The organism is Arthrobacter sp. K5 (genome assembly GCF_040448525.1).
Taxonomy (GTDB): Bacteria; Actinomycetota; Actinomycetes; order Actinomycetales; family Micrococcaceae; genus Arthrobacter; species Arthrobacter globiformis.
Window position 1 is genome coordinate 368,465 of sequence record NZ_CP159279.1, and the last position, 19,213, is coordinate 387,677.

The 19,213-nt window shown below is 63.4% G+C and carries 18 protein-coding genes and 1 pseudogene; 11 read left to right on the top strand and 8 right to left on the bottom strand.

The window, feature by feature from the left end:
- Nucleotides 1–102: 102 nt before the first annotated feature.
- On the top strand, nt 103–1,944 hold the full coding sequence (locus ABRP34_RS01575) for a BTAD domain-containing putative transcriptional regulator (protein ID WP_353711992.1): 1,842 nt from the start codon (nt 103–105) through the stop codon (nt 1,942–1,944).
- A gap of 1,118 nt (nt 1,945–3,062) precedes the next feature.
- On the opposite strand, the gene ABRP34_RS01580 is transcribed toward ABRP34_RS01575, so the two are convergent.
- The 5 genes from ABRP34_RS01580 to eda all read right to left on the bottom strand — a co-directional run bounded on the left by ABRP34_RS01580 (nt 3,063) and on the right by eda (nt 7,983).
- Nucleotides 3,063–3,854: an SDR family oxidoreductase gene (locus ABRP34_RS01580; RefSeq protein WP_353711993.1), complete on the bottom strand. Its 792-nt coding sequence runs from the start codon at nt 3,852–3,854 to the stop codon at nt 3,063–3,065.
- A 176-nt stretch (nt 3,855–4,030) separates the two neighbouring features.
- Nucleotides 4,031–4,843 (bottom strand): sugar phosphate isomerase/epimerase family protein, encoded by an 813-nt coding sequence (locus tag ABRP34_RS01585; RefSeq protein ID WP_353713286.1) that lies wholly within the window; start codon nt 4,841–4,843, stop codon nt 4,031–4,033.
- 187 nt (nt 4,844–5,030) lie between these two features.
- The gene (locus tag ABRP34_RS01590; protein ID WP_353711994.1) at nt 5,031–6,449 is read right to left on the bottom strand and encodes an MFS transporter; all 1,419 of its coding nucleotides are present in this window, start codon (nt 6,447–6,449) and stop codon (nt 5,031–5,033) included.
- Nucleotides 6,450–6,790: 341 nt separating this feature from the next.
- Nucleotides 6,791–7,339, bottom strand: coding sequence for an ATP-binding protein (locus tag ABRP34_RS01595; protein ID WP_353711995.1), 549 nt, complete (start codon nt 7,337–7,339; stop codon nt 6,791–6,793).
- Nucleotides 7,336–7,983 (bottom strand): bifunctional 4-hydroxy-2-oxoglutarate aldolase/2-dehydro-3-deoxy-phosphogluconate aldolase, encoded by a 648-nt coding sequence (gene eda / locus ABRP34_RS01600; RefSeq protein ID WP_353711996.1) that lies wholly within the window; start codon nt 7,981–7,983, stop codon nt 7,336–7,338. The genes ABRP34_RS01595 and eda overlap by 4 nt, the downstream gene beginning before the upstream one ends.
- A 175-nt stretch (nt 7,984–8,158) precedes the next feature.
- Here eda and ABRP34_RS01605 point away from each other — a divergent pair, with 175 nt between their 5' ends.
- From ABRP34_RS01605 to ABRP34_RS01630, 6 genes are all read left to right on the top strand, one after another.
- Complete coding sequence (locus ABRP34_RS01605) at nt 8,159–9,145, top strand: Gfo/Idh/MocA family oxidoreductase (RefSeq protein WP_353711997.1); 987 nt, start codon at nt 8,159–8,161, stop codon at nt 9,143–9,145.
- Complete coding sequence (locus ABRP34_RS01610) at nt 9,132–10,127, top strand: LacI family DNA-binding transcriptional regulator (protein WP_003799912.1); 996 nt, start codon at nt 9,132–9,134, stop codon at nt 10,125–10,127. Before ABRP34_RS01605 ends, ABRP34_RS01610 begins: the two co-directional genes overlap by 14 nt.
- Entirely contained in the window at nt 10,124–10,699 is a 576-nt protein-coding gene (locus tag ABRP34_RS01615) for a VOC family protein (protein WP_353711998.1), read from the top strand. The genes ABRP34_RS01610 and ABRP34_RS01615 overlap by 4 nt, the downstream gene beginning before the upstream one ends.
- Nucleotides 10,696–11,598: a sugar phosphate isomerase/epimerase family protein gene (locus ABRP34_RS01620; protein ID WP_353711999.1), complete on the top strand. Its 903-nt coding sequence runs from the start codon at nt 10,696–10,698 to the stop codon at nt 11,596–11,598. Before ABRP34_RS01615 ends, ABRP34_RS01620 begins: the two co-directional genes overlap by 4 nt.
- Nucleotides 11,595–12,590: a Gfo/Idh/MocA family oxidoreductase gene (locus ABRP34_RS01625; RefSeq protein ID WP_353712000.1), complete on the top strand. Its 996-nt coding sequence runs from the start codon at nt 11,595–11,597 to the stop codon at nt 12,588–12,590. Before ABRP34_RS01620 ends, ABRP34_RS01625 begins: the two co-directional genes overlap by 4 nt.
- Before the next feature lie 211 nt (nt 12,591–12,801).
- Nucleotides 12,802–13,551, top strand: coding sequence for an SDR family oxidoreductase (locus ABRP34_RS01630; protein ID WP_353712001.1), 750 nt, complete (start codon nt 12,802–12,804; stop codon nt 13,549–13,551).
- Here the strand turns inward: ABRP34_RS01630 and ABRP34_RS01635 are convergent.
- A pseudogene (locus tag ABRP34_RS01635) lies at nt 13,465–13,770 on the bottom strand (helix-turn-helix domain-containing protein); the annotation flags it as partial. The gene ABRP34_RS01630 and the pseudogene ABRP34_RS01635 overlap by 87 nt on opposite strands.
- A 1,073-nt stretch (nt 13,771–14,843) precedes the next feature.
- On the opposite strand from ABRP34_RS01635, the gene ABRP34_RS01640 reads away from it, so the two are divergent.
- The 4 genes from ABRP34_RS01640 (at nt 14,844) to ABRP34_RS01655 (ending at nt 16,698) form a co-directional block, all read left to right on the top strand.
- The gene (locus ABRP34_RS01640) at nt 14,844–15,359 is read left to right on the top strand and encodes a hypothetical protein (protein ID WP_353712002.1); all 516 of its coding nucleotides are present in this window, start codon (nt 14,844–14,846) and stop codon (nt 15,357–15,359) included.
- A 127-nt stretch (nt 15,360–15,486) separates the two neighbouring features.
- Nucleotides 15,487–15,942 carry a hypothetical protein gene (locus ABRP34_RS01645; RefSeq protein ID WP_353712003.1) on the top strand — a complete coding sequence of 152 codons (456 nt, stop codon included), beginning with the start codon at nt 15,487–15,489 and terminating at the stop codon, nt 15,940–15,942.
- A 79-nt stretch (nt 15,943–16,021) separates the two neighbouring features.
- Entirely contained in the window at nt 16,022–16,492 is a 471-nt protein-coding gene (locus tag ABRP34_RS01650) for a hypothetical protein (RefSeq protein ID WP_353712004.1), read from the top strand.
- A 53-nt stretch (nt 16,493–16,545) separates the two neighbouring features.
- Nucleotides 16,546–16,698, top strand: coding sequence for a hypothetical protein (locus ABRP34_RS01655; protein ID WP_353712005.1), 153 nt, complete (start codon nt 16,546–16,548; stop codon nt 16,696–16,698).
- A gap of 844 nt (nt 16,699–17,542) precedes the next feature.
- On the opposite strand, the gene ABRP34_RS01660 is transcribed toward ABRP34_RS01655, so the two are convergent.
- Together ABRP34_RS01660 and ABRP34_RS01665 are read right to left on the bottom strand one after the other, a co-directional pair.
- Nucleotides 17,543–18,493 carry a sugar kinase gene (locus tag ABRP34_RS01660; protein ID WP_353712006.1) on the bottom strand — a complete coding sequence of 317 codons (951 nt, stop codon included), beginning with the start codon at nt 18,491–18,493 and terminating at the stop codon, nt 17,543–17,545.
- Nucleotides 18,490–19,176 (bottom strand): bifunctional 4-hydroxy-2-oxoglutarate aldolase/2-dehydro-3-deoxy-phosphogluconate aldolase, encoded by a 687-nt coding sequence (locus ABRP34_RS01665; protein ID WP_353712007.1) that lies wholly within the window; start codon nt 19,174–19,176, stop codon nt 18,490–18,492. Before ABRP34_RS01665 ends, ABRP34_RS01660 begins: the two co-directional genes overlap by 4 nt.
- Nucleotides 19,177–19,213 lie beyond the last annotated feature (37 nt).

The following is a 19,213-nucleotide window of genomic DNA, read 5'->3' on the forward strand; positions in this document are numbered from 1 at the left end:
TCCTGGGCGTTGTGATGCGGTGACGGAGCCAAGTGGCTCGCCATCACTTCTCACGGTAGGGCGACCCTGTTCCCCGACCGTTCCCCCAGCTAACATAAGGGCGTGAAGACGTGCGCCGTCATCATGCTAGGCGCGTTCCGAGTCGTGGTTGACGGCCGGACGGTTCCGGACGCCGCGTGGAAACGTACCAAGGCGGCCGGGATCGTCAAGATCCTCGCCCTCGCAGAAGGGCACCGGCTACACAGGGACGTCGTCGCCGATCTGCTCTGGCCCGACCTCAGCGCGCAAGCTGCCGCTTCCAACCTACGCAAGGCAATGCACTTCGCGCGGGCCGCCCTCGGCTCGTCAGGCACCGTCCAGGCGCGCGGCCACCTGCTGGTGCTGCTGCCCGACGCCGAGGTCTCCATCGACGCGGAAAGGTTCGAAGCCGACGGGCGCGCCGCACTCGCCTCATCGGCAGGGGCGACAGAGGCGCTCGCCCTTTACCGAGGCGACCTGCTTCCTGATGATCGATTCGCCGTGTGGGCCGAGGAACCCCGCGATCGGCTGCGCACGCTGTACCTGCATCTGCTCAAGGCCGCGGGCCGGTGGGACGACGTGGTTAAGGCCGAGCCAACAGACGAGGACGCCCACCGCGAGATCATGGTTCGCGCGCTCGAGGCCGGTGATCGCCAGGGCGCGATCCGCCAGTTCGAGCGCCTCCGGGAGCGGCTACGGGCCGACCTCGGGATGGGCCCGGGCGCGGCGACGCTTGCGGTCTACGAGGAGGCCATCGCCGGGGACGTTCGACGCGCGGAGAATCGCACGCGGGCGACGTTGGCGCGGGCGCTCATTGCGCTCAACAGCGGCGACCTCGTCGAGGCCACGTCTTACGCCCGGCATGCGCGCGAGCTGGCCATGGAAGCGAACCTGGGCCGAGAGATCGGCGAGGCCAGCGCGGTGCTGGCGATCGCGGCGAACATGCAGGATCGTTGGCCCGAGGTGTTCGAAGCTGAGTTCGTCGAGCTCACGCGGCACGACTCCGCGCGCTCCGGCTACGTTCTTGACGCACAGTTGTGCCTCGCCGAGTTCTGCCTGTGCGGGCCGGACGGGCACCGGGACATTGCACGGCGCGTAGCGCGTCTGCGGACGATCGCCGAGCGAGCAGGCTCGGTGCGTGGCCAGGCCATCGCCGATCTGTTGCTGGGGGAGGCCGCACTGTTCTCCGGTGAGCTCGGCGACGCACACGGTCTGCTCCAGTCCGCGCTCGAGCTGCACCGGCGGGCCGGGGCAACGGCCGGCGAGATCGTGACACTTCAACGACTGGCCGAGGTTGACCTCGCACAGGATCGGCCCGAGGAGGCCGCTCGGGCAGCGAGTCGCGCATTGGCTGCCGCCGCGTCCACGTGGCTTGAGCCGCACCTCGTCGTACGCCTATACGGGGTGCTCGCTGAGGCAGCCAGGTCTCCGGCGCAAGCGGTTCGCATCATCGAGCGAGCCGACGCGGCTCTGGCCGGCAGGAGCGTCTGTCCGCCGTGCTCGATGGGTTATCAAGTCGCCGCAGCGATGAATTACGCGCTTGCAGGGAAGCTGGACGCTGCCCGCCGCCGGCTCGCCAGCGCCGAGCAGCTCGCTGGCATGTGGCCTGGCGGACCATGGCACGCCGCCCTCTGGGAAGCACGAGCCGTCCTGCGCCGCGCAGAGGGTCACGAGGATCAATCCATCGCCCTGTTTCGGGAGGCGGCAGCCACTTTTGCCGAGCTCGGCAGGCGACAAGACGAGCAACGCTGCCTAGCCAGAGCAGCACAAAGATCCCCAATGACGAGCGGGAAGTCTCTTGCCGGCCAAGCGGTATTTACTTCGACAAATGCACCAAAGCCTTCGACCGGGCAGGACGACCTTGGATCTTTCCGGCATGGACACCATTCGAACAGGAATGGGCACTCTCAAAGCAGCCGCCGATAATTGTCAGGTCCCGAGGAGGCTGTCTCCGCCGCGAGCCCGCGGCGGGCAAGGAGTGTCACGTTGTGCAGGAATGTTGGTGCGTGAAGTGAAGCGCTTCGTCTGGGCCTTACTGGCCGCAGTCCTATGGTTGTGCGGGTGCGCCGGTCAAACCGGGCCGGTCACTGGGCACTCCGGGATTCTTACCGGCCTCGTCCTGACCGCCCCAGTCTGCCCTGTCGAGCGTATTGATCAGGAGTGTCCGCCGCGCCCGGTCTCAGGGGCGGCCGTTGTCGCCTTGGACGGGGAAGAGGAAGAACGAACGAGCCAGTCGGGCGAGGTCGAGCGGACGCTGGCACTTGCGGTACTCAGAGGCGCGTTGCTCGATCTCCTCGCCACTTCGGACGTTGGGCGTTCATCCGCAGCGGTGCAGCACTACGTCACCGGGATCGAACAGAGTGCCGGTGGAGATGCCCGGTAAAGACTCCCCATCAAATCCGGGCCTCTATGCAGCCTCACATCGTCCCCCGCAGACAATTACTAATCAAGCGACGATCCGACGGCGCCATGAAGCATCGCACTCGCATACACCTACATGCGCCGGCCGCCACGCGAACTTCCGACTTCGACAGTGTCCGGTGAGGATCTGAGACTTTCGAAAGGGTGTGTCAGAAAATGGCAATACGGGTTCTATTCTGACACTTTCAGATAGGGGCCCTGACGTTCGGCTGAAATGTGGGCAAACCTTGCGTTCAGATTTGCCTTAGCGGATAGACGTAGCTGTCCTTTCCAAGTTCATCAGCGTTCGGCGGATATGCCCCTTGTCGGGAGCTGGTGATGGTCGCAGCCTTCTGGAGTGGCGGTCCGGGCGTGTAGCTGTTCGCCGTTGGGCCGATACGGCCGTGCCCCGTTGGCCCCGAGAGCGCGGAGCTGGGCGAGACCCGGTATCCATCGGACATGAAGGAATCTCCTGCCCTGAGGGTGTGGCTGCCGACATTGGTCGGCCTGCGCAGCGAATCACTGGCAGGAGGGCAGGTCCGAGGCCCCCGCGCCGTCGGCCTTCCCCGGCGGTGCGGTGCGGGCTGCGTCTGTTCGGGGGCTCGTGCTGCATCGCTGTCGGGGGTGCCGGTACAGATCGGATTTCAAGATTTAGAGCTGGGTCGACCAGGAATATGGCTAAGAATGGACTTGGAGAAGCCACCATCGACACAGACGTCCTGCCCGGTGACATAACCCGATAGCGGACTCACAAGAAATTCGATGACGTTGGCAATGTCCGTGGGGTCTCCAATTCTTGCCAGCGGGATGATATCCTCCCTGGCCTTCTTGATTTGGGGATCGGCATACATTTTTTCGGTCATCCGTGTATGAGTCATGCCCGGGGAAACCACATTCACGCGAATTCCGTCAGGTGCCCATTCCAACGCGAGTGTTTGGGCCAGCATTGTCAATGCAGCCTTGCTGGGGCTGTAAGCACCTGATCCGGCATGTGGCAGCTGACCAGACATGGAAGAGGTGAAACAGGCGGACCCGCGGCTCTGCTGCAAGTGCGGGTAGCTTGCTTTGGCTAGAAGCCACGCGCCGCGGAGGTTGACGGAGAACATGTTGTCCCAGTCCTCAAGGGACACGTCACAGATGGCGCCTGGGTTAGCGATTCCGGCGTTTGCTACCAAGGCGTCCAGGCCACCGAACTCGGCTACCGCAGCCTCTACGAGTTGACGTGGCACGTCGGGGTCAGCGAGATCGCCCGCCAGTGCGATGGCGGTACCTCCCATTGACTGGATTGTACGAACGACTTGCTCTTGGTTGCCGTTCGCTCCGTGTCCACCCACGGCAATCATCGGGTGCACGCCCCGGGCCAGAGCCGCCTCTGCGATTCTCACGCAGGTAGACGCGCCTATGCCGCTGCTTCCGCCACTGACCAGTGCTCTCATTGCACACACTCCTTTTATCGGGGATTCTCTTGAGAATCATTTTTGACTACCATTTTTGATAGGAGTCCATGGACTGCAAACTCAGATCCGTTTTGCAGCGCAATTCGCAACGAAACCCGATGTCATTATTTGAAACAAACTCTCGGTGGATGCGCCGCAACCTCCAATGCTGGAACTTAAGTTCCCAGTTCCCAGCCTTGATATTTGAGATCCTGCATCGCTTTCTTGAATTCCTGCACAGGGTTGTCTTCGCGGATGATCTCAAGAACTACGTTATTGACGCCGCACGTTTCTCTGACGACGTTGCCCAATCCATTCCAGTCGATCACTCCCGTGCCGATTGGATCATGGCCCCAGGTCTCCGTGCCCGTATCAGAAATATGCACCAATCCAATGGATTCATGGTAGGAGAGCAAACTATCTACGGGATCTTCTCCGATGTAGGCAGCGTTGGCGACGTCGTACACAATCTTGACTGCTTCGTCGTTGATAGTGCTTACGATGCCCGCCAGATCCTGGATGGTAGGGGTGAAGCAGTAGGGAGTGTTTTCGAAGAGAAGTCGCGTGCCGGCCTGTTTGGCCAGTGGAAGTAGATTCTCCAGGCTCTCGTACATCCACCCGTAGGTTTTTTCGAGTGAAGGTGAGATCATCGGGCGTCTTGTGCCGGGGGAGATCACAACCTCGGGGACATCCCAGGCTGCAGCCAGGTCGATCACTGATTTGATGTGCTCGATGCTTTTGCGGCGCATATTGGCGCCGGGGCTGGCCAAGTTGACGTCATATCCACCGGCGTTCAGTGATCTGATTTTGGCGCCGTATTCATTGAGTCTTGCATGAGTTGCCGTGCGCTCTGAGCCGGATATTTCATCCGGCCAGCAATGGGGCGAGCTGACCGGAACTTCAAAGGTTTTATACCCGTTGTCGACCAATTCAGCTATCGCATCAATGGCCGTAGATGACCATAGATAGGAAAATGTGTTAATGATCATTTGGTTCACTTGAAGGCATCCTCTCTGTTCTTCACCGATGGAGAAAAGTGTTTCAGTCATAAGGCACTGTGAATTTCGATCCTGAGTAGGGGATCGCAAGCGCGAGCCAAGCGGCTCGAAGGGACCCGGGGCAGACATGCCCCTTCTGCCCCGTCGAGCCGCCACGGATTACCTGGTACCGGCGGGCCTACCGGGAACGCTTAGCCCCGTCGATGGCCGGCGATGTGCTCGAGACCAGGTGTTCGCCTTCAAGTACCTCAGGGTCAGCAAGCGCCACCGTGACACGGTCACCGCGGTTGCCGGTCTCCGGCAGCGTGAAGTAGACGACGAGGCAGAGGGCGACAATGGCGATCATGTAGACCGCGACCAGCATCGGCTGTCCGGCGCCGACAAACGCGGCGGCGATCAGTGGCGCGGTGCCGCCGAAGACGGCTATGACGATTTGGTGTGCGAAGCCGATGCCCGATACCCGTACCGCAGCCGGGAACAGTTCGGCCTGGATGGTCGGATAGACGGACTGCCAGATACCGAGAACCACCCAACCGGACGCCGATACCAGAACGTAAACACCGAAGCCCGGCTGGTTCAGCAGCAGGAGCAAGGGGTAGAAGAGGACGATCATGCCGATGGCACCGATGATGGGGAAGATTTTGCGTCGGCCGAGGCGGTCGGAGAGCGCGCCGCAGATTGGCACGATGATAACGAGGAGGGCCAGTCCGATGACGCTGCCGGCCAGGGTCGAGGACAGGTCTCGGCCGGTGGTCAGCTTGGCGTAGGTGGGGAGGAAGGTGGCCCAGGTGTAGTAGGCGACGGCCGGGGCTGAGAGCGCTGCTGCCTGCAGCAGCGCCTTCGGGTGTTCGCGAAGCAGGTCCATCAGGCGTGCCGGCGCGGACTTTTGGTCAACGAGGGCAGTTGCCTCGAACTCGGGGGTCTCTTCCGCCCGGGCCCTCAGGATAAGGCCGACGACGCCGAGGATGCCTCCCGCGACGAACGGGATGCGCCAACCCCAGGCGGCGAGGTCTGCTGGAGTGAAGGATGATGTCACCATTGCCGCGGCGCCGGTGGCGGCGAGGGTCGCGAAGCCGCTTGCCATGTTGGAGAACGAACCGAACAGGCCCCTGCGGTTCGCGGGGGCGTGTTCGACCATGAATGCGATGGCGCTCTGCGCCTCACTGCCGGCCGAGATTCCCTGGAGGATGCGTGCAACCAGGAAGAGAATCGGTGCTGCGTAGCCGATCGTCGCAAATGACGGTGTGAGGCCGATGATCAAAGCACCAAGCGCCATGCCTGAGATTGATAAAGTCAGGATGAGCCGTCGGCCGAAGCGGTCGGCCAGCGGGGAGATGATGATTCCGCTGAGCGGGCGTACAACAAACCCGACCGCGTAGGTGAGCAGTGCTGCGATAAGGGAGGCGAACGGGGAATCGCTTGGAAATATCTGCGATGAGAACACCGCTGCCAGCAGCCCGTAGATGTACCAGTCGTACCACTCCACGAAGTGGCCGATCGTGCCGGCCACCATATTGACGGTGCGGCGAGGGGGCTCAGGCACTTCGGGAAGGCCCAAAGGGTCGGGACTGCTGACGGCTTCTTTTGAGGTCTTCATTGAACTCTCCAAACTTTCACGTTTGCTGGGTAAGGATATTGGAATATTCGGGGTAACCGAAGCGACGTGATGGGTGGGCCTTTGTCCGCCTGTGTCCCGCTTCGAGGTATGACTGGCGGCAAACTCGCGGTGGCGTAGGGGCTGCTCTGGCCATTCATGAGATCGATTGCCGTAATCGCATCGCTGAGATCGGTTGCTGAGATCGGTTGCAAGTAACGATACGTAGGCGGGTGAGCCCTGTCAACGGTCATTTTCAGTTCAAAGGACGGCGGTGCAAACCTTTGGCCAGCGCGCGGCGAGAGGGCAAGCGGGGCCCGCTCCAAACGGACCGGACCTGAAAGTCATCCCTGAATTCGCAGGGACTTCTCGTTGTTGACATTGAGGAATCGGACTCCGGACCAGGTGCAGTCCAGGCTGCCGTAGGATGCCCAGTACTCGTCCCAATGCGCAAGTTTCCATCGGTCTCTTTCGAGTCCCCGCTGAAGAAGTCGCCCCCGGAGGACATCCTGGGGGACCTGTACCCGCACCACTGTGGTCTCCGAGGGAGGCCAGTGGAATTCTTCCGCGGCGCGTGTCAGGTAGTCCGGCATGGCGAAGTAGGCGCCGAAGGGTGCGTCAAGTACGACCGATCGTCCCAGGCGCAGGTTCACTCCGGCTACATCCATGAGTGTCTCGTACTCCAGGGGCAGCAGATTTTCCCGATAGAAGTCATTGGATTCCCGGTCTGTGGGGTCGTGTCCGGCTGCCTCCAGTGCAAACTCGACAAGGCGGCCGCAGATCCGGTCCTTATCCAGATATGCAGCACCATGCTCTCTTGCTGTTTGCTGGGCAATGGTCGTTTTCCCGGAGCCGGCAGGGCCGATGACAATGAAGACCTTCGGGGCTGTCATTGGCGTGCCTCTGCCACTGCTGAGAGGAACTCTTTGGCGGCCTCGGTGACACGGGAGAAGTCGCCGTCCGGCTGCCATGCTTTGGTCACGGAGCTGCCGACGCCGACAGCTGCGACGCCGGCCGCAAACCATTCGCCGACGTTCTCTACGGTCACGCCGCCTGCCGGCATAATCGGCAGATGTGCGAGCGGGGCGAGAACTGATTTGGCGTAGGGGATACCGCCGGCTTCGGTGGGGAAGAGCTTGAGGATGTCAGCGCCTGCCTCTGCGGAGTTGACTAACTCAGTGGGTGTGTAGGCGCCGCTGATTGTCGGCACCTGGTACCGGTTCGCTGACCGGATCATTGCCGGGTTCAGCTGGGGGCTGACCAGGAAGTCGGCGCCGGCCCGGATGCACTCGTAGGCTGAGTGCTCGTCCAGAACTGTTCCGGCTCCCACCGCTACTCCGTTAGGCCCGTGCTTGGCGGAGAGCTGACGGATCACGTCCACGGCGCCCGGGATCGAGAGCGTGATTTCCAGTGCGCGAAAACCTCCGGCGATCGCCGCTTCCGCCACGCGTTCTGCCACATCAGCGTTCTCGAGCCGGACGATGAGGACGGCGCCGGATTCGTCGATGGTCTGCAGGGTGCGAAGTTTTTTGTACATTGCTGGCCTTTCTTCTGACCCGGACGGTCGGCTCATCACCGAGCGTCCCTGAGCCACTGTTGAAGTGTCGTTGACAAACTCTCCCACCATCCATAGTGTTATTGCAACCGATCTCAGCAACCGATCTCATGCTGAGCAAACAATCGAACTCCTACTTAGCAAAGGGGCTGGCAGGGTGAGTAAAACTCGCACGATCATCCTTGGTGCTTCGCACTGGCACGTCCCGCTCTGTACGCAGGCGATCGGCGAAGAACACCAGGTCGTTGGCGTCAGTGACGAGGACGTGTCCTTCGTCCAGGGACTGGCTAGGGCGTGGAACGCTCCCGTGGAGGCTGACTGGCGGAGCCTGGTGGATCTGCCCGGTGTGGGGCTTGCCTATGTCTTCGGCCCGCACGATGGCATGGCGGAAAAGTGTTTTGCCCTGATTGAGCGCGGGATTCCGTTCGTGGTGGAGAAGCCGCTGGGAACCTCCCTGGCGGAACTTTCCCAGGTGCGCAAGGCTGCGGAAGCGGCCGGCGTGGCCGCGACGGTTCCGCTCGTTCAGCGGAACGGCCCCGTCGACCGGTGGCTGGCCAAGGCCGGCCGGCCGACGTACCAGAGGATGTCCTTTATCGCCGGACCGCCCTCGCGCTACCTGGCTAACGGCAATCCCTGGATGCTGGACCCTGCCACTGCAGGGGGCGGGTGCCTGGCCAATCTGGGACCGCATTTCGTCGACCTGTTCCTGCAGGCCTGTGACGAGGCAGCGTCGGGTATCGAGTCGCGGCTCTCGTCGGCCCTTCACGGCGGGGCTCTTGAGGACCATGCCAGCCTCATCATCACCACCGCGAACGGGCGTGAAGCCATCGTGGAGGTCGGCTACGCCTTCCCGGGTTCGCCGTTGAAGCGGTACTGCAGCTACACATCGGCGGGCGCGGCGGGATTCGCCTCCGTCAACTCGGACGGTTCAGCCACCTTCACAGCCTTGGATGGTACAACGGAGACCGCCGTGATCGAGGTGGATAGTGATCCCCTCTATGATCCGTTCGTGCGCCGCGTCGCACAGACGCTGGAAGATGGATTCCGGGGCCTGCCGACATTGGCTCAGCTCGAAGATGTGATGCGCCCCATTTGGCAGGCATACGACAACCAGCACGGAGGAAAAGAAAATGGCCGACCTTAGTATTGACGTTGTCGCGAAGGCGGCCGGTGTCCACCGCTCAACAGTTTCCCGGGCATTCTCCCGGCCTGAAGCGGTGAAAAGCGAAACCCGCGAACACATCCTCCGCGTCGCCGAAGGTCTCGGCTACACCATGAGCCCGCTCGCCCAGGCACTGCGCCGAAAGACCAGCACCTTCATCCCGCTGATCGTCCCTGACATCACCAACCCGTTCTTTGCCGAACTTGCCAAGACCATGACGCAGGCCGCGGACGAGCGCGGCTACCAGCTGCTGCTCTGCGTCACGAACGGGGACCCTGCCAAGACCGACGGATACTTCACCGCGATGCAGGCCATGTACGCGCCCTTCGGCATCGTCGCGCCCTCCACGAAAGTCGACACCGAGGCCCTCAAGCTCTTCGACTTCGGCCACAAGGTGGTGGTGATCGACCGTGTGGAAGGCGACTCCTCGGTTCCAACGGTCACCGTCGACAGCCGCCGCGGCATCATGCTGGCCCTGGACCACCTGCATTCTCTGGGGCACACCTCGATCGGCTACGTTTCCGGTATCGCCGGCACCCACACCGCCCAGGACCGGATGGACGCCTACCTGGAGCTGTCAGCCGAAGGCAACAGCACGCCCCTGGTACTGGACAGCGGCTCCGATCCGGACGCAGGAGCGCGCGCGGCACAGCATTACCTGGAGATGGAGAATCCACCGACGGCGATTATCGCCGCCAACGACATGGTCGCCTTCGCGGTGATCTCGGCCCTGGGACAAAATGGCATCCGCGTGCCGGATGACGTATCGGTCATCGGCTTTGACGGACTGGCCCTGGGCGCCCGGTTCAACCCGCCCCTGACCACCGTACGGCAGCCGATCGACGACATGGGAAACATCGCCATCGAACTGGCAGAAAAGCAGAACCTGAACGGCTCGGTGGAGCACATCGTCCTGGAACCTGAACTTCTGATGCGCGCCTCCACCGCAGGACCGCGCAAATGACCGCGGCCAACGAAGGAACCCTGCGGCGGCTGCCCGGGCTGCGGCACGCCGACCACGTCGGCCTGACAGTTCCGAACCTCGAAGACGCCATCAGGTTCTTCGTCGAGGTGCTCGGCGCCGAGGAGCTGTACCGCTCCCAGCGCGGACCCGACCCCGAGTTCATGCCCACCAACTTCGACGTCCCTGCCGACGGCCGGCTCACCCTCGCCATGCTCCGCCTGCCCCCGAACCTGAACATCGAGCTGTTCGAGTGGAGCAGCGCCGAGCGGCGGGAAACCCCGCCCCGGCACTGCGACGCCGGTGGGCACCACCTGTGCTTCGTAGTGGACGACGTCGACGAAGCGATCGCAGTGCTGCAGGAAACCCCCGGGGTCCAGGTGCTCGGAGAACGCAAGGAAGTCGCCGGCGACAGCCCGCGCGTGGCCGGCAACCGCTGGACCTACTTCATCACCCCCTGGGGGCTGCTGATGGAAATCGTCGACCGCTCCCGCGTCGCATCCCCACCTCGGCTCGTCGGTCCAGCGGACTGGACAGCCACACACGACACTTCCCGGAAGGACAATCAACAATGAGGCTTGCAGGTCACACACTAGGCACTCCGGACCATACGGTCCCCCAGGCACTGAAGCTTTTCCGGGCCGCGGGGCTCGATGCCGCCGAAGTCATCTACCAGGACGGCTACACCTCAGGCCTGCCTCAGGGCGACCGGCGCGCCGCACTGGAGGCACTGAAGGCGGCCGAGGACGAGGGCCTGCCCATCATCGGCCTCACCCCTTACACCACCGCCATCAATGCCCTGGACGAGAAAGAGTGGCGCGCGGGAGTCGACGAATTCCGTGGCGCGATTGAAACCGCCCATCTGCTCGGCGCCGACCGCGTACGCGTGTATGCCGGGTCCTGGCACCCGGGCGACACTGATCACGACCGGCGATGGGCGAAACTGCGGGAGGCGCTGCAAACCCTGGCACCCGAGGCCGAACAGGCCGGCGTGCGGCTGTGCGTGGAAAACCACTTCGGCACCATGACCCAGACCGGGGCAGAAACCGCCGCGCTCGTCCGGGAGGTAGCCCACCCGGCCGTCCGAGTTCTCTACGACCAGGCCAACCTCACCTTCACCCACGACGAATCATTCGAGGAAGCCTTTGCTGTCCAGGGCGACCTCATCGGTCACGTCCACGCGAAAGACCTCGTCTTCACCGACCCCAACGCAGCCTTCCGCGCTACGGAAACAGCCCGCGTCAACACATCCGAGCGCGCCGTACGCTCCCGGGTCATCGGCACCGGCGTCCTTCCCTGGCCCCAGATCCTCGCGGCCCTGCTACGCCACGGCTACGATGACCTGCTGAGCATCGAGTACGAGTACCGCTGGCACCCGCAAGACCTTCCCACCCCCGAGGACGGATTCCGGGAATCCGCGGCCGCACTGCGCGGGATGCTCACGGAAATTGCAGAAATGGAGAACGCCCGATGAACGGCCAGCGCCTTCGCGTGGGCGTCATCGGCGCGGGAAACATCGCCACCATTGCCCAATTGCCCACACTCGTACAACGCGATGATGTCGAGTTGGCAGCCCTGGTGTCCCGCCGCGAGGACCCCGGCAACCTGGTCCGGCGCTGGGGTTTCGGCGCCGCCTACCGGTCAGTGGAGGACATGCTGGACGCGCAGGATCTGGACGCCGTGTTCGTCCTCACACCCCGGTCCGAGCACGCCCATGCGGTCCAGCTGTGCCTGAATAATGACGTCGACGTGTTCTGCGAAAAACCCCTGGCCCCCGCCACGGAAGAAGCCGAGCGTTTGGCGGACCTCGCCGACGAACGCGGCCGCATCCTGATGGTCGACTTCAACCGCCGCTACGCACCCGTCTACACCGCCGGCCGGGAAGTGTTCGGGGCGAAAGGCGCTACATTCTGCGTCGCCCAAAAGAACCGCCCCGGATCGGAATACCGTGCAACGTTCGAGAACGCCATTCACATGGTCGATCTGCTCCGCTGGTACTGCGGCGGTGAACCCGTGGACGTGGCCGCGCACGCAGCCGGTGATGATTCCTGGGAGGAAGACGGCGTCGCAGCCATGATTCGCTTTGACACCGGCAACACAGGAGTCCTCATGGCTGCCCGAACGGCAGGTGCCTGGAACGAGAAACTGGACGCCTACGGCGACGGCAAGACCGTGGAGGTCCGCGCTCCCGAAACAGTGTCGACCACCGTCAGGGGGGTCACCACCTCACGCGAGCTCAGCGCCGAGGCCTACGGCTGGGCAACAGCGACCGACACACTAGGGTTCTCCACTGCCGTCCACCATTTCCTGGACCGGGTCGCTGACCGGGCGCAGCCACTGACCTCCGGTCGCGAAGCCGTCCATACCCAGCAGCTGCTGGACCGGATCCTCGCTGCCTCCGGACTGCCCACAGAAGAACAAGAAGGCCGGCAATGGGCAAGCCACGCTACCAGCAGCAACAAATAAACAGTGTTTGCGCCTTGGACTGCAGACGGCATTCAGCCCGGGCTTGAAAGCATGCAGGTGCGAGGCACCCTCATGACAGTAGCGGCGACCGCAGGCACGCCACACCTCCCAACAAACACCCCATGTAAGGACCTCCGAAGATGAAACGAGCCACTCGCAAACCACCACCCGGAGAGCAGCACATCAGCCAGCACAGGAACGGAATCTTCAAATGAGCCTCAAAGACCAGGTCGTTCTGGTGACCGGATCGAGCGGCGGCATCGGCAATGCGCTCGTCGATGCACTCACAGCCGCCGGCGCCGTGGTCGTCGGCGCCGACCGGGCCCCCAAGGAGGGCCAAGCGCTGGCACACTTCTTCCCGCTCGACGTCACCTCGGAAAGGCAATGCGCCGCCGTCGTCCGCGAGACCACAGCCAAGTACGGCCGCATCGACGCCCTCGTTCACGCAGCCGGAGTCCTGGGCGCCACGCCCGAGATCATGGAGACAACGACGGAGGAATTCGACTCCATCATGCGGATCAACGCCTCCGGCACGTTTTCAATGGTCCGGGAAACGGCACAGTCAATGATCAGCTCCGGTACCGCCGGCGCGATTCTGATCCTCTCCTCGGTGGCAGCCAAGGAAGCCCGCAGCAATTATCTGTCCTATAACGCAAGCAAGCTTGCCGTGCTTCATATCATGTGGTCATTCGCCCAGATACTCGGTCCCAACGGTATCTCGGTCAACGCCATCGCACCTGGCCCGGTCAACACCCCCATGTGGGCCCAATTCGCAAAAGACTCCGGCCCGGACGCAGCCGCGAACAGGGCGAAACGGGCAGCACAGCTTCCCATGCGCCGGTTCGCCGAACCAGACGAAGTCGCCCGCGCCATCCTATTCCTGGCCGACCCGGACAACCGCTACATCACGGGCGTAACCCTGGATGTGGCAGGGGGCGCGCACCTCGGTATGGGGACCTGACAGCAGCGAGGAGGGTAGGGGGCAGGAGAGCTTAGCCTGGCGAAGGTACGGGTACACAGTCTCCCGGCTTATGCCGTACTGGCTGGCGAGGACGGATTTCGGACTTCCGTTGGCTGCCCGCTGGACCAGCTCAGCCGCCATATCAGGTGTGAGCGTCTTCTGCCGCCCCTTGTAAGCGCTGCGCTGCCTGGCAAGGGCGATGCCTTTCCGCTGCCGATCGGAGAACAATCCGTGGTCGGATTCCTTCGGGACTTTGGCGGTCTCTTGCCCCACCAACGCTTCGCGTCGCTGGGGTGCCCCTGGAGGCATCGCTTCGTGAGTGGCACCAGCTACCCGCCGGCCTGCTGGTTGTCGGACAGAGACTCCCGTGACGGTGTCCCAGTCGTCTCTGAGAAGAGCAGTGCAGGCGCCCCGCGGCCCCTGGTGATGTGTGCTTTGGAAGCGGCCGTGGGACGCCGGTCGGCTGCTGCAGAGTCGTTGCACGCCCCGCGACCCATCCATCGACAGTCACCTGGAGCTTCAGAGGGGATGCATCGCCCATGAGCAGCAACCGGCATTTCAGCCGGTGCGAAAAGCGCAAGGCACCCGCAGCCGTACCTGCTGTCCCGGATCTGGGACGGCTCACCATGCCCCACAAGACGAACCACGCAGCAGCCAGGACCGTCGCTTCCGGGGATGTGCTGTGGGACAAACGCAAATGTAGCCAGCAAGGCTCGCAAGCGAGGTTCTGGAAACACGGGAGCTCCGGACGTCGCATAAGTTTTTCCACCAGCTGAGCCGCAAACAGAAGCAGTGGCTCGCAAACCATCTTCCGGGCTGGTCCTGGGACAGTGCCACCGGTGCTCTGCAATCGCCCGCGAAGACCAACCAACGGCAGCTCGCTGACCTGGTGGAAGCGACCGGCCTTCCCTACGTTCAGCGTGCTGTGTTGAAGGTGCAGGGGCTGAGCCTGGAGCAGGTCGAATACATCGTAGAACGTGCGTCGAGGACTGCCCTGTTCATCCTCGCTTCAGACCCGCCAGCCAGCGAGGCTTCCCGAGGAATCATTTCCGGAATGGTTTTTGTAAGTACTGAAGCGAGGATTGAACGGTCCTTGGTCCCCATCGGCGTTGCTGCAATAGAGGCCTCAAATCCCGCACCAGCCAAGGTGTCCGCCGGTGTCCCGCGACGGCACTACCGGTATATGGGGCAGGCAGCTGGTCTGAACCCAACCGCGATGGCCTCATTTATTCCGTGACTGGCTGCCGATCCAAGGAACTGAACCCGCCATGACACCCGATAAAGTTGGTGCCATGGGGGATAAGAATATCGACGAGCATTATCAGCGGGTCATCAATCGCCCGTACTACTACGGATACGCAAAGACAGGCACGACCATCTACGCGTACACGAAGGAAGAGTGGGGCATCGGTGCCAGCTCGGGCGGCGGCGACCACAACCTGATCCGTTCCTTCTACTTCAGCATTTTGCTCACGGTACTGGTTGCCCTGCCGGCGTCGCTGTTCGCCCTGGCCTTTGGGGTCATTCTGCTCTTCAATCTGTCGATCATGGGACTGGTCATGGTGTTCTTCGGGCTCCTCTTCGGCCTCGCAGTCCTCCAGGGATACTTCAACGTCACAGAAGAGTGGCAGGGGCGCAACGCCCGGAAGCGCAACGGGCTGCCGAAGCCCTGGTGGACGGCGGACGATGACCGCGCCTACGGATGGTTCCGGGAGCACCCGGATCCCCGCATCCAGATGACCCTGGATTACTTCCCGTATTCCGTGAAGCTCCGTAAGGAAGATGAGGAACAAGCTACTCAGCGTTGAGGGCTGATTTGCACCTGGATACTGCGGACCTTGAAGACATACCCCTGCCTCGTTCTGGTTCATCTGGCTCTTCCCGGTCCGCTGAGCCAAAAACCCCACCCCTAAGAGAAAACCCAGGAGAACGATCGTGAAGCGAATCTTCACCGCCGCAGTCATCGCAGCAGTCGCCGGCCTGACGGCATGCGCCTCAACCCCCAAAGAACCCATCGGGCCCAGCTCCATACCTGTGGAGACAGCCGTCGCCACACAGCCATCGCCTTCAGAATCATCCCCGACATCCACGACAGGCAGCGTGAAGGAGGCCTGCGAGACATTCAACGCGCTCTACGCCGAGTACGAGGCCCTTTCCGGCACTGACCCGAACGCCTACGAGGACATTTACCTGAAGGCGCAGGACGCAAAAGACACGGTTTCAGGGGACCTGACAGGCCTTTTTGCGTCCCTGAGCGCCCTCTCAATGGACCACTCGGCGGCGGCCGAAAACGGTCGCCAGCCTAGGCAGGCATCCAAGGACGCCGTTCGGGACGCCGTCTTCGCTAATGCCGGCACCTGCACGGCCGAGGGCGTCACGCTCCGGCTCTAAGACGGCCTGGCACCGTAGAAATGGGATGAAGAAACCGGGTCCCCGACCCTGATCCGCTTTATAGACAGGAAGACTGAGTATGGTCTACGACCGTGAGCGTGTGCGGCGCGAGGATGCCGTGTACGCCGAACACAAAAAGGCTGTCGCCGCCGGTGAGAAGCGGGTGCTCCGCACGACCAACACCGGCGAGCTGCACAGCTACCCGGCCGACGAGATCGGGTTCACGCCCGGGAGCGGACAGGCTCAGGTAAGTACCTGGTGGGGTATGGGGATCATCACGGTCTTTTCGGGGCTAGTCCTGATCGCCGGCCTGTGGCTTTTCCAGCGTCCTCTATGGGAGGGCGGGCTGCCGGATTGGGGAGCCCTGTGGCTAATAGGCTTTGCCGGATTCGCGACGCTCTATACATTCAACCTCGCCCGTGACGAGTACCGGGCCACCCAACTCCGCAAGCGGCGCGGCTCCCCGAAGCCAGGCACCAGGGGCCGCGTCGACATCAACCTTTTGGAGCTGGGACAGGAACGTCCCGACCGGCCCGGCACGTCCAGATAGGATTCGATCCGTGTTCAACCAAGATCAGCATAGCCGGCCAGGACGCCGGAACCGTGCCCGCCTCAGTCGACGCCCGGGCCGCGGCTAGCGCTCTGGTCACCGCGTTCTCCGGCTTCCAGCTCACTGTGCGCGCCGGGATGGGCCGTTCCAGGCTGGAATGGTCCCTGGCCTACCTCCTGGCCCCGCTCGAATCACTCGCGCCCTAAAGGAGCCGCACCATGAAGCGACCCGACCGTGACGGCCTCAACATTGCGCACCGCCCCGAGCACGGCAAGGCCCAACAGGCGACGGCTGGACCTCATCCCTAAGTGCTCAGCACCGGAACGAACCCAAAAGGAGAACCGCCTCGTGATCACTCCACCCCAGGATCAAGAGGCGTCCAAGACAGTGCTGCTGATCGGCGCCACGGGATCCCTCGGAGGCATGATGGCGCGAGAGCTCCTGGAGCAGGGCGCCGAACTCCGGCTACTGGTCCGCCCTGAGTGCCGCTCCAAGCTCGACGCCGAAATCGTGGCTGAGTCCTCGGAGCGTTCGATCTCGGCAAGGGAGAGGCCTATCTCTGGGGTGACGGCGACGCAAAATGGAGTTCACCACCTTTGCCGATACTGCCGCCTGCACCGCTGCTGTGGCCGTGGACGAACGTCCTGTCCCAGACAAAATCCACGTCGCAGGCCACGTTGATCGAAAATGGAGTCGCAATCCCTGAACCAATCGTCTACGAGGACTTCTCGCTCCGGTCCGCCGCCGGGATATTCCAGTCCAACCTCACTGACGGGGGAACCCGCGATGACGCCTGCGTGCCGATAGCGGGGCTTTGTCCTTCGGCTCGTCCGGTGACGGTCAGACTGAGGCCCCCTGCAGGACCCCCTGCGGAGCTATTCGGCCCGTGGGGAACCCATACGGCGTGGACGACGACGACGTTAGCTCCGAGGCTCGCGCCCTTTAGGAAAGTTCCCCGGCCGACGCTGCGGCAGGACTCGTCTGGCCGGGGGAAGCTTGGTGGGCCGCTGCCAGGCCAGGTTTGAGGCGTGTCCCCATGGTCAGGGGCTGTTACCGGCTGACTGGCTCCCGCGTCTGGAGGATCGGGAGTTCGTGCCGGCGGGGGAAGCCCTCCCAGTCGCCGGGGACAAGGCAGGCGAAGGCGCCGGTGGCGGCGGCGGTGCTGAGGCGGTCCTGGGGTCCGCGGCCGCTGATGTATTCGGCGAGGTAGCCGGCAACGAATGCATCCCCGGCTCCGACGGTGTCGATGGCGTCGACGGTGATTGCTTCCTGCCGGAACAGTGCGCCGTTGATCAGGGCAAGGGCCCCGTCGGCGCCGAGCTTGATGACCGCCTCGCTTGGTCCCAGTGCCGCTATTCTCCGGGCAAGTTCCTCGGGTTCACCGGCACCTACCGCGATCGCGGCCTCGTCGTCGCCGGCGAATACGATGTCGGCGAGCGGGATGATGTTCCGGTAGATGCCTCCTGCTTCTTCGGCCGACCAGAGGTTGCTGCGGAAGTTGAGGTCGAAGGACACCGGCACTCCATGGATTCTTGCGGCGTCGACGGCATACCTAAGGGTTGCCTCCGCCTGCGGGGAGAGGGCGGGGGTGATGCCGCTGACGTGCAGCAGGCCGGCCCCGGCGATGAGTTGTTCGTCAATGTCTGTGCTCGCGATCTGCGAGCCGGCACTGCCTGCCCGGTAGTAGCTGACGCGCTGGGTGGCAGGTGTCCTGCGTTCCTTGATCATCAGGCCGGTGGGGGCGGAGGGGTCGACGGCGATGCGGACGTCCACCCCTTCGGCACGGATTTCGCGCCCCACCAACTCGCCAAGCGCATCCGATCCTGTGCGTCCGCACCAGACGGCCTGCACGCCGAGCCGCTGGAGGCCGATGGCGACGTTGGACTCGGAGCCGCCGATGCCCAGGCTCATGGTGGAGGCGTGCGCGAGCGGGCCGACCTGGTCGGCACGCATCAGCGCCATGGTCTCGCCGAACGTGAGCACGTACGGTGCCGGGTTCACTTGATCGCCCCTAGCTGCTCGACGGTCTGGTCGATCAGCTTGCGCAGGCGCCGTGCCCTGGCTGTGAGGTCCTGCAGGTCGCCGCCCTTGCAGGCGTCGCCCAGGAGCGGCCCGCCGAGGCTGACGGCAAGTGCGCCGGCCCTGATCCAGGCCGGCACGTCCTCGATGTTGACTCCGCCGGACGGAATGACCTCGATGTCCGGGAACGGGCCGCGAAGCTGTGAAACGTAGCCGGCGCCGACCGTGGATGCGGGGAAGACCTTGACTGCGGTGGCGCCCAGTTTCCAGCCGGTGTGCAGTTCGGTGGGGGTCAGGCCGCCCGGGTATACCGGAACGCCGCGGCTAACGCAGGCATTGATGACTCCCGGGTCGGTCACGGGCGTGACAATGTAGGCGGCACCCAGGTCGAGGGCGGTCTCAGCTTCCGCCGCCTCGGTGACCGTTCCGACGCCGATCTCGACGGAGTCCCCGAACCGCTCCAGGAGGAGGGGGAGTTCCTCCCAGACGCCGGGTGTGCTGAGGGTGAGTTCGATGCTGAGTACGCCGCCGCGCTGCAGCGCCTCGATGACCGGCGCGTAGTCCGAGGCGTGCCTGGCCCGGAGGACAGCCACGGCCCTGGTGTCGCGGAGGACTGCGGAGGGTGACGGCCGGGACGCCGTGCCGGGGTTTTCGAGGCGGAGCATTGGATTCCTTTGCGGTGGAAGTGCTGTACAGCGGAAC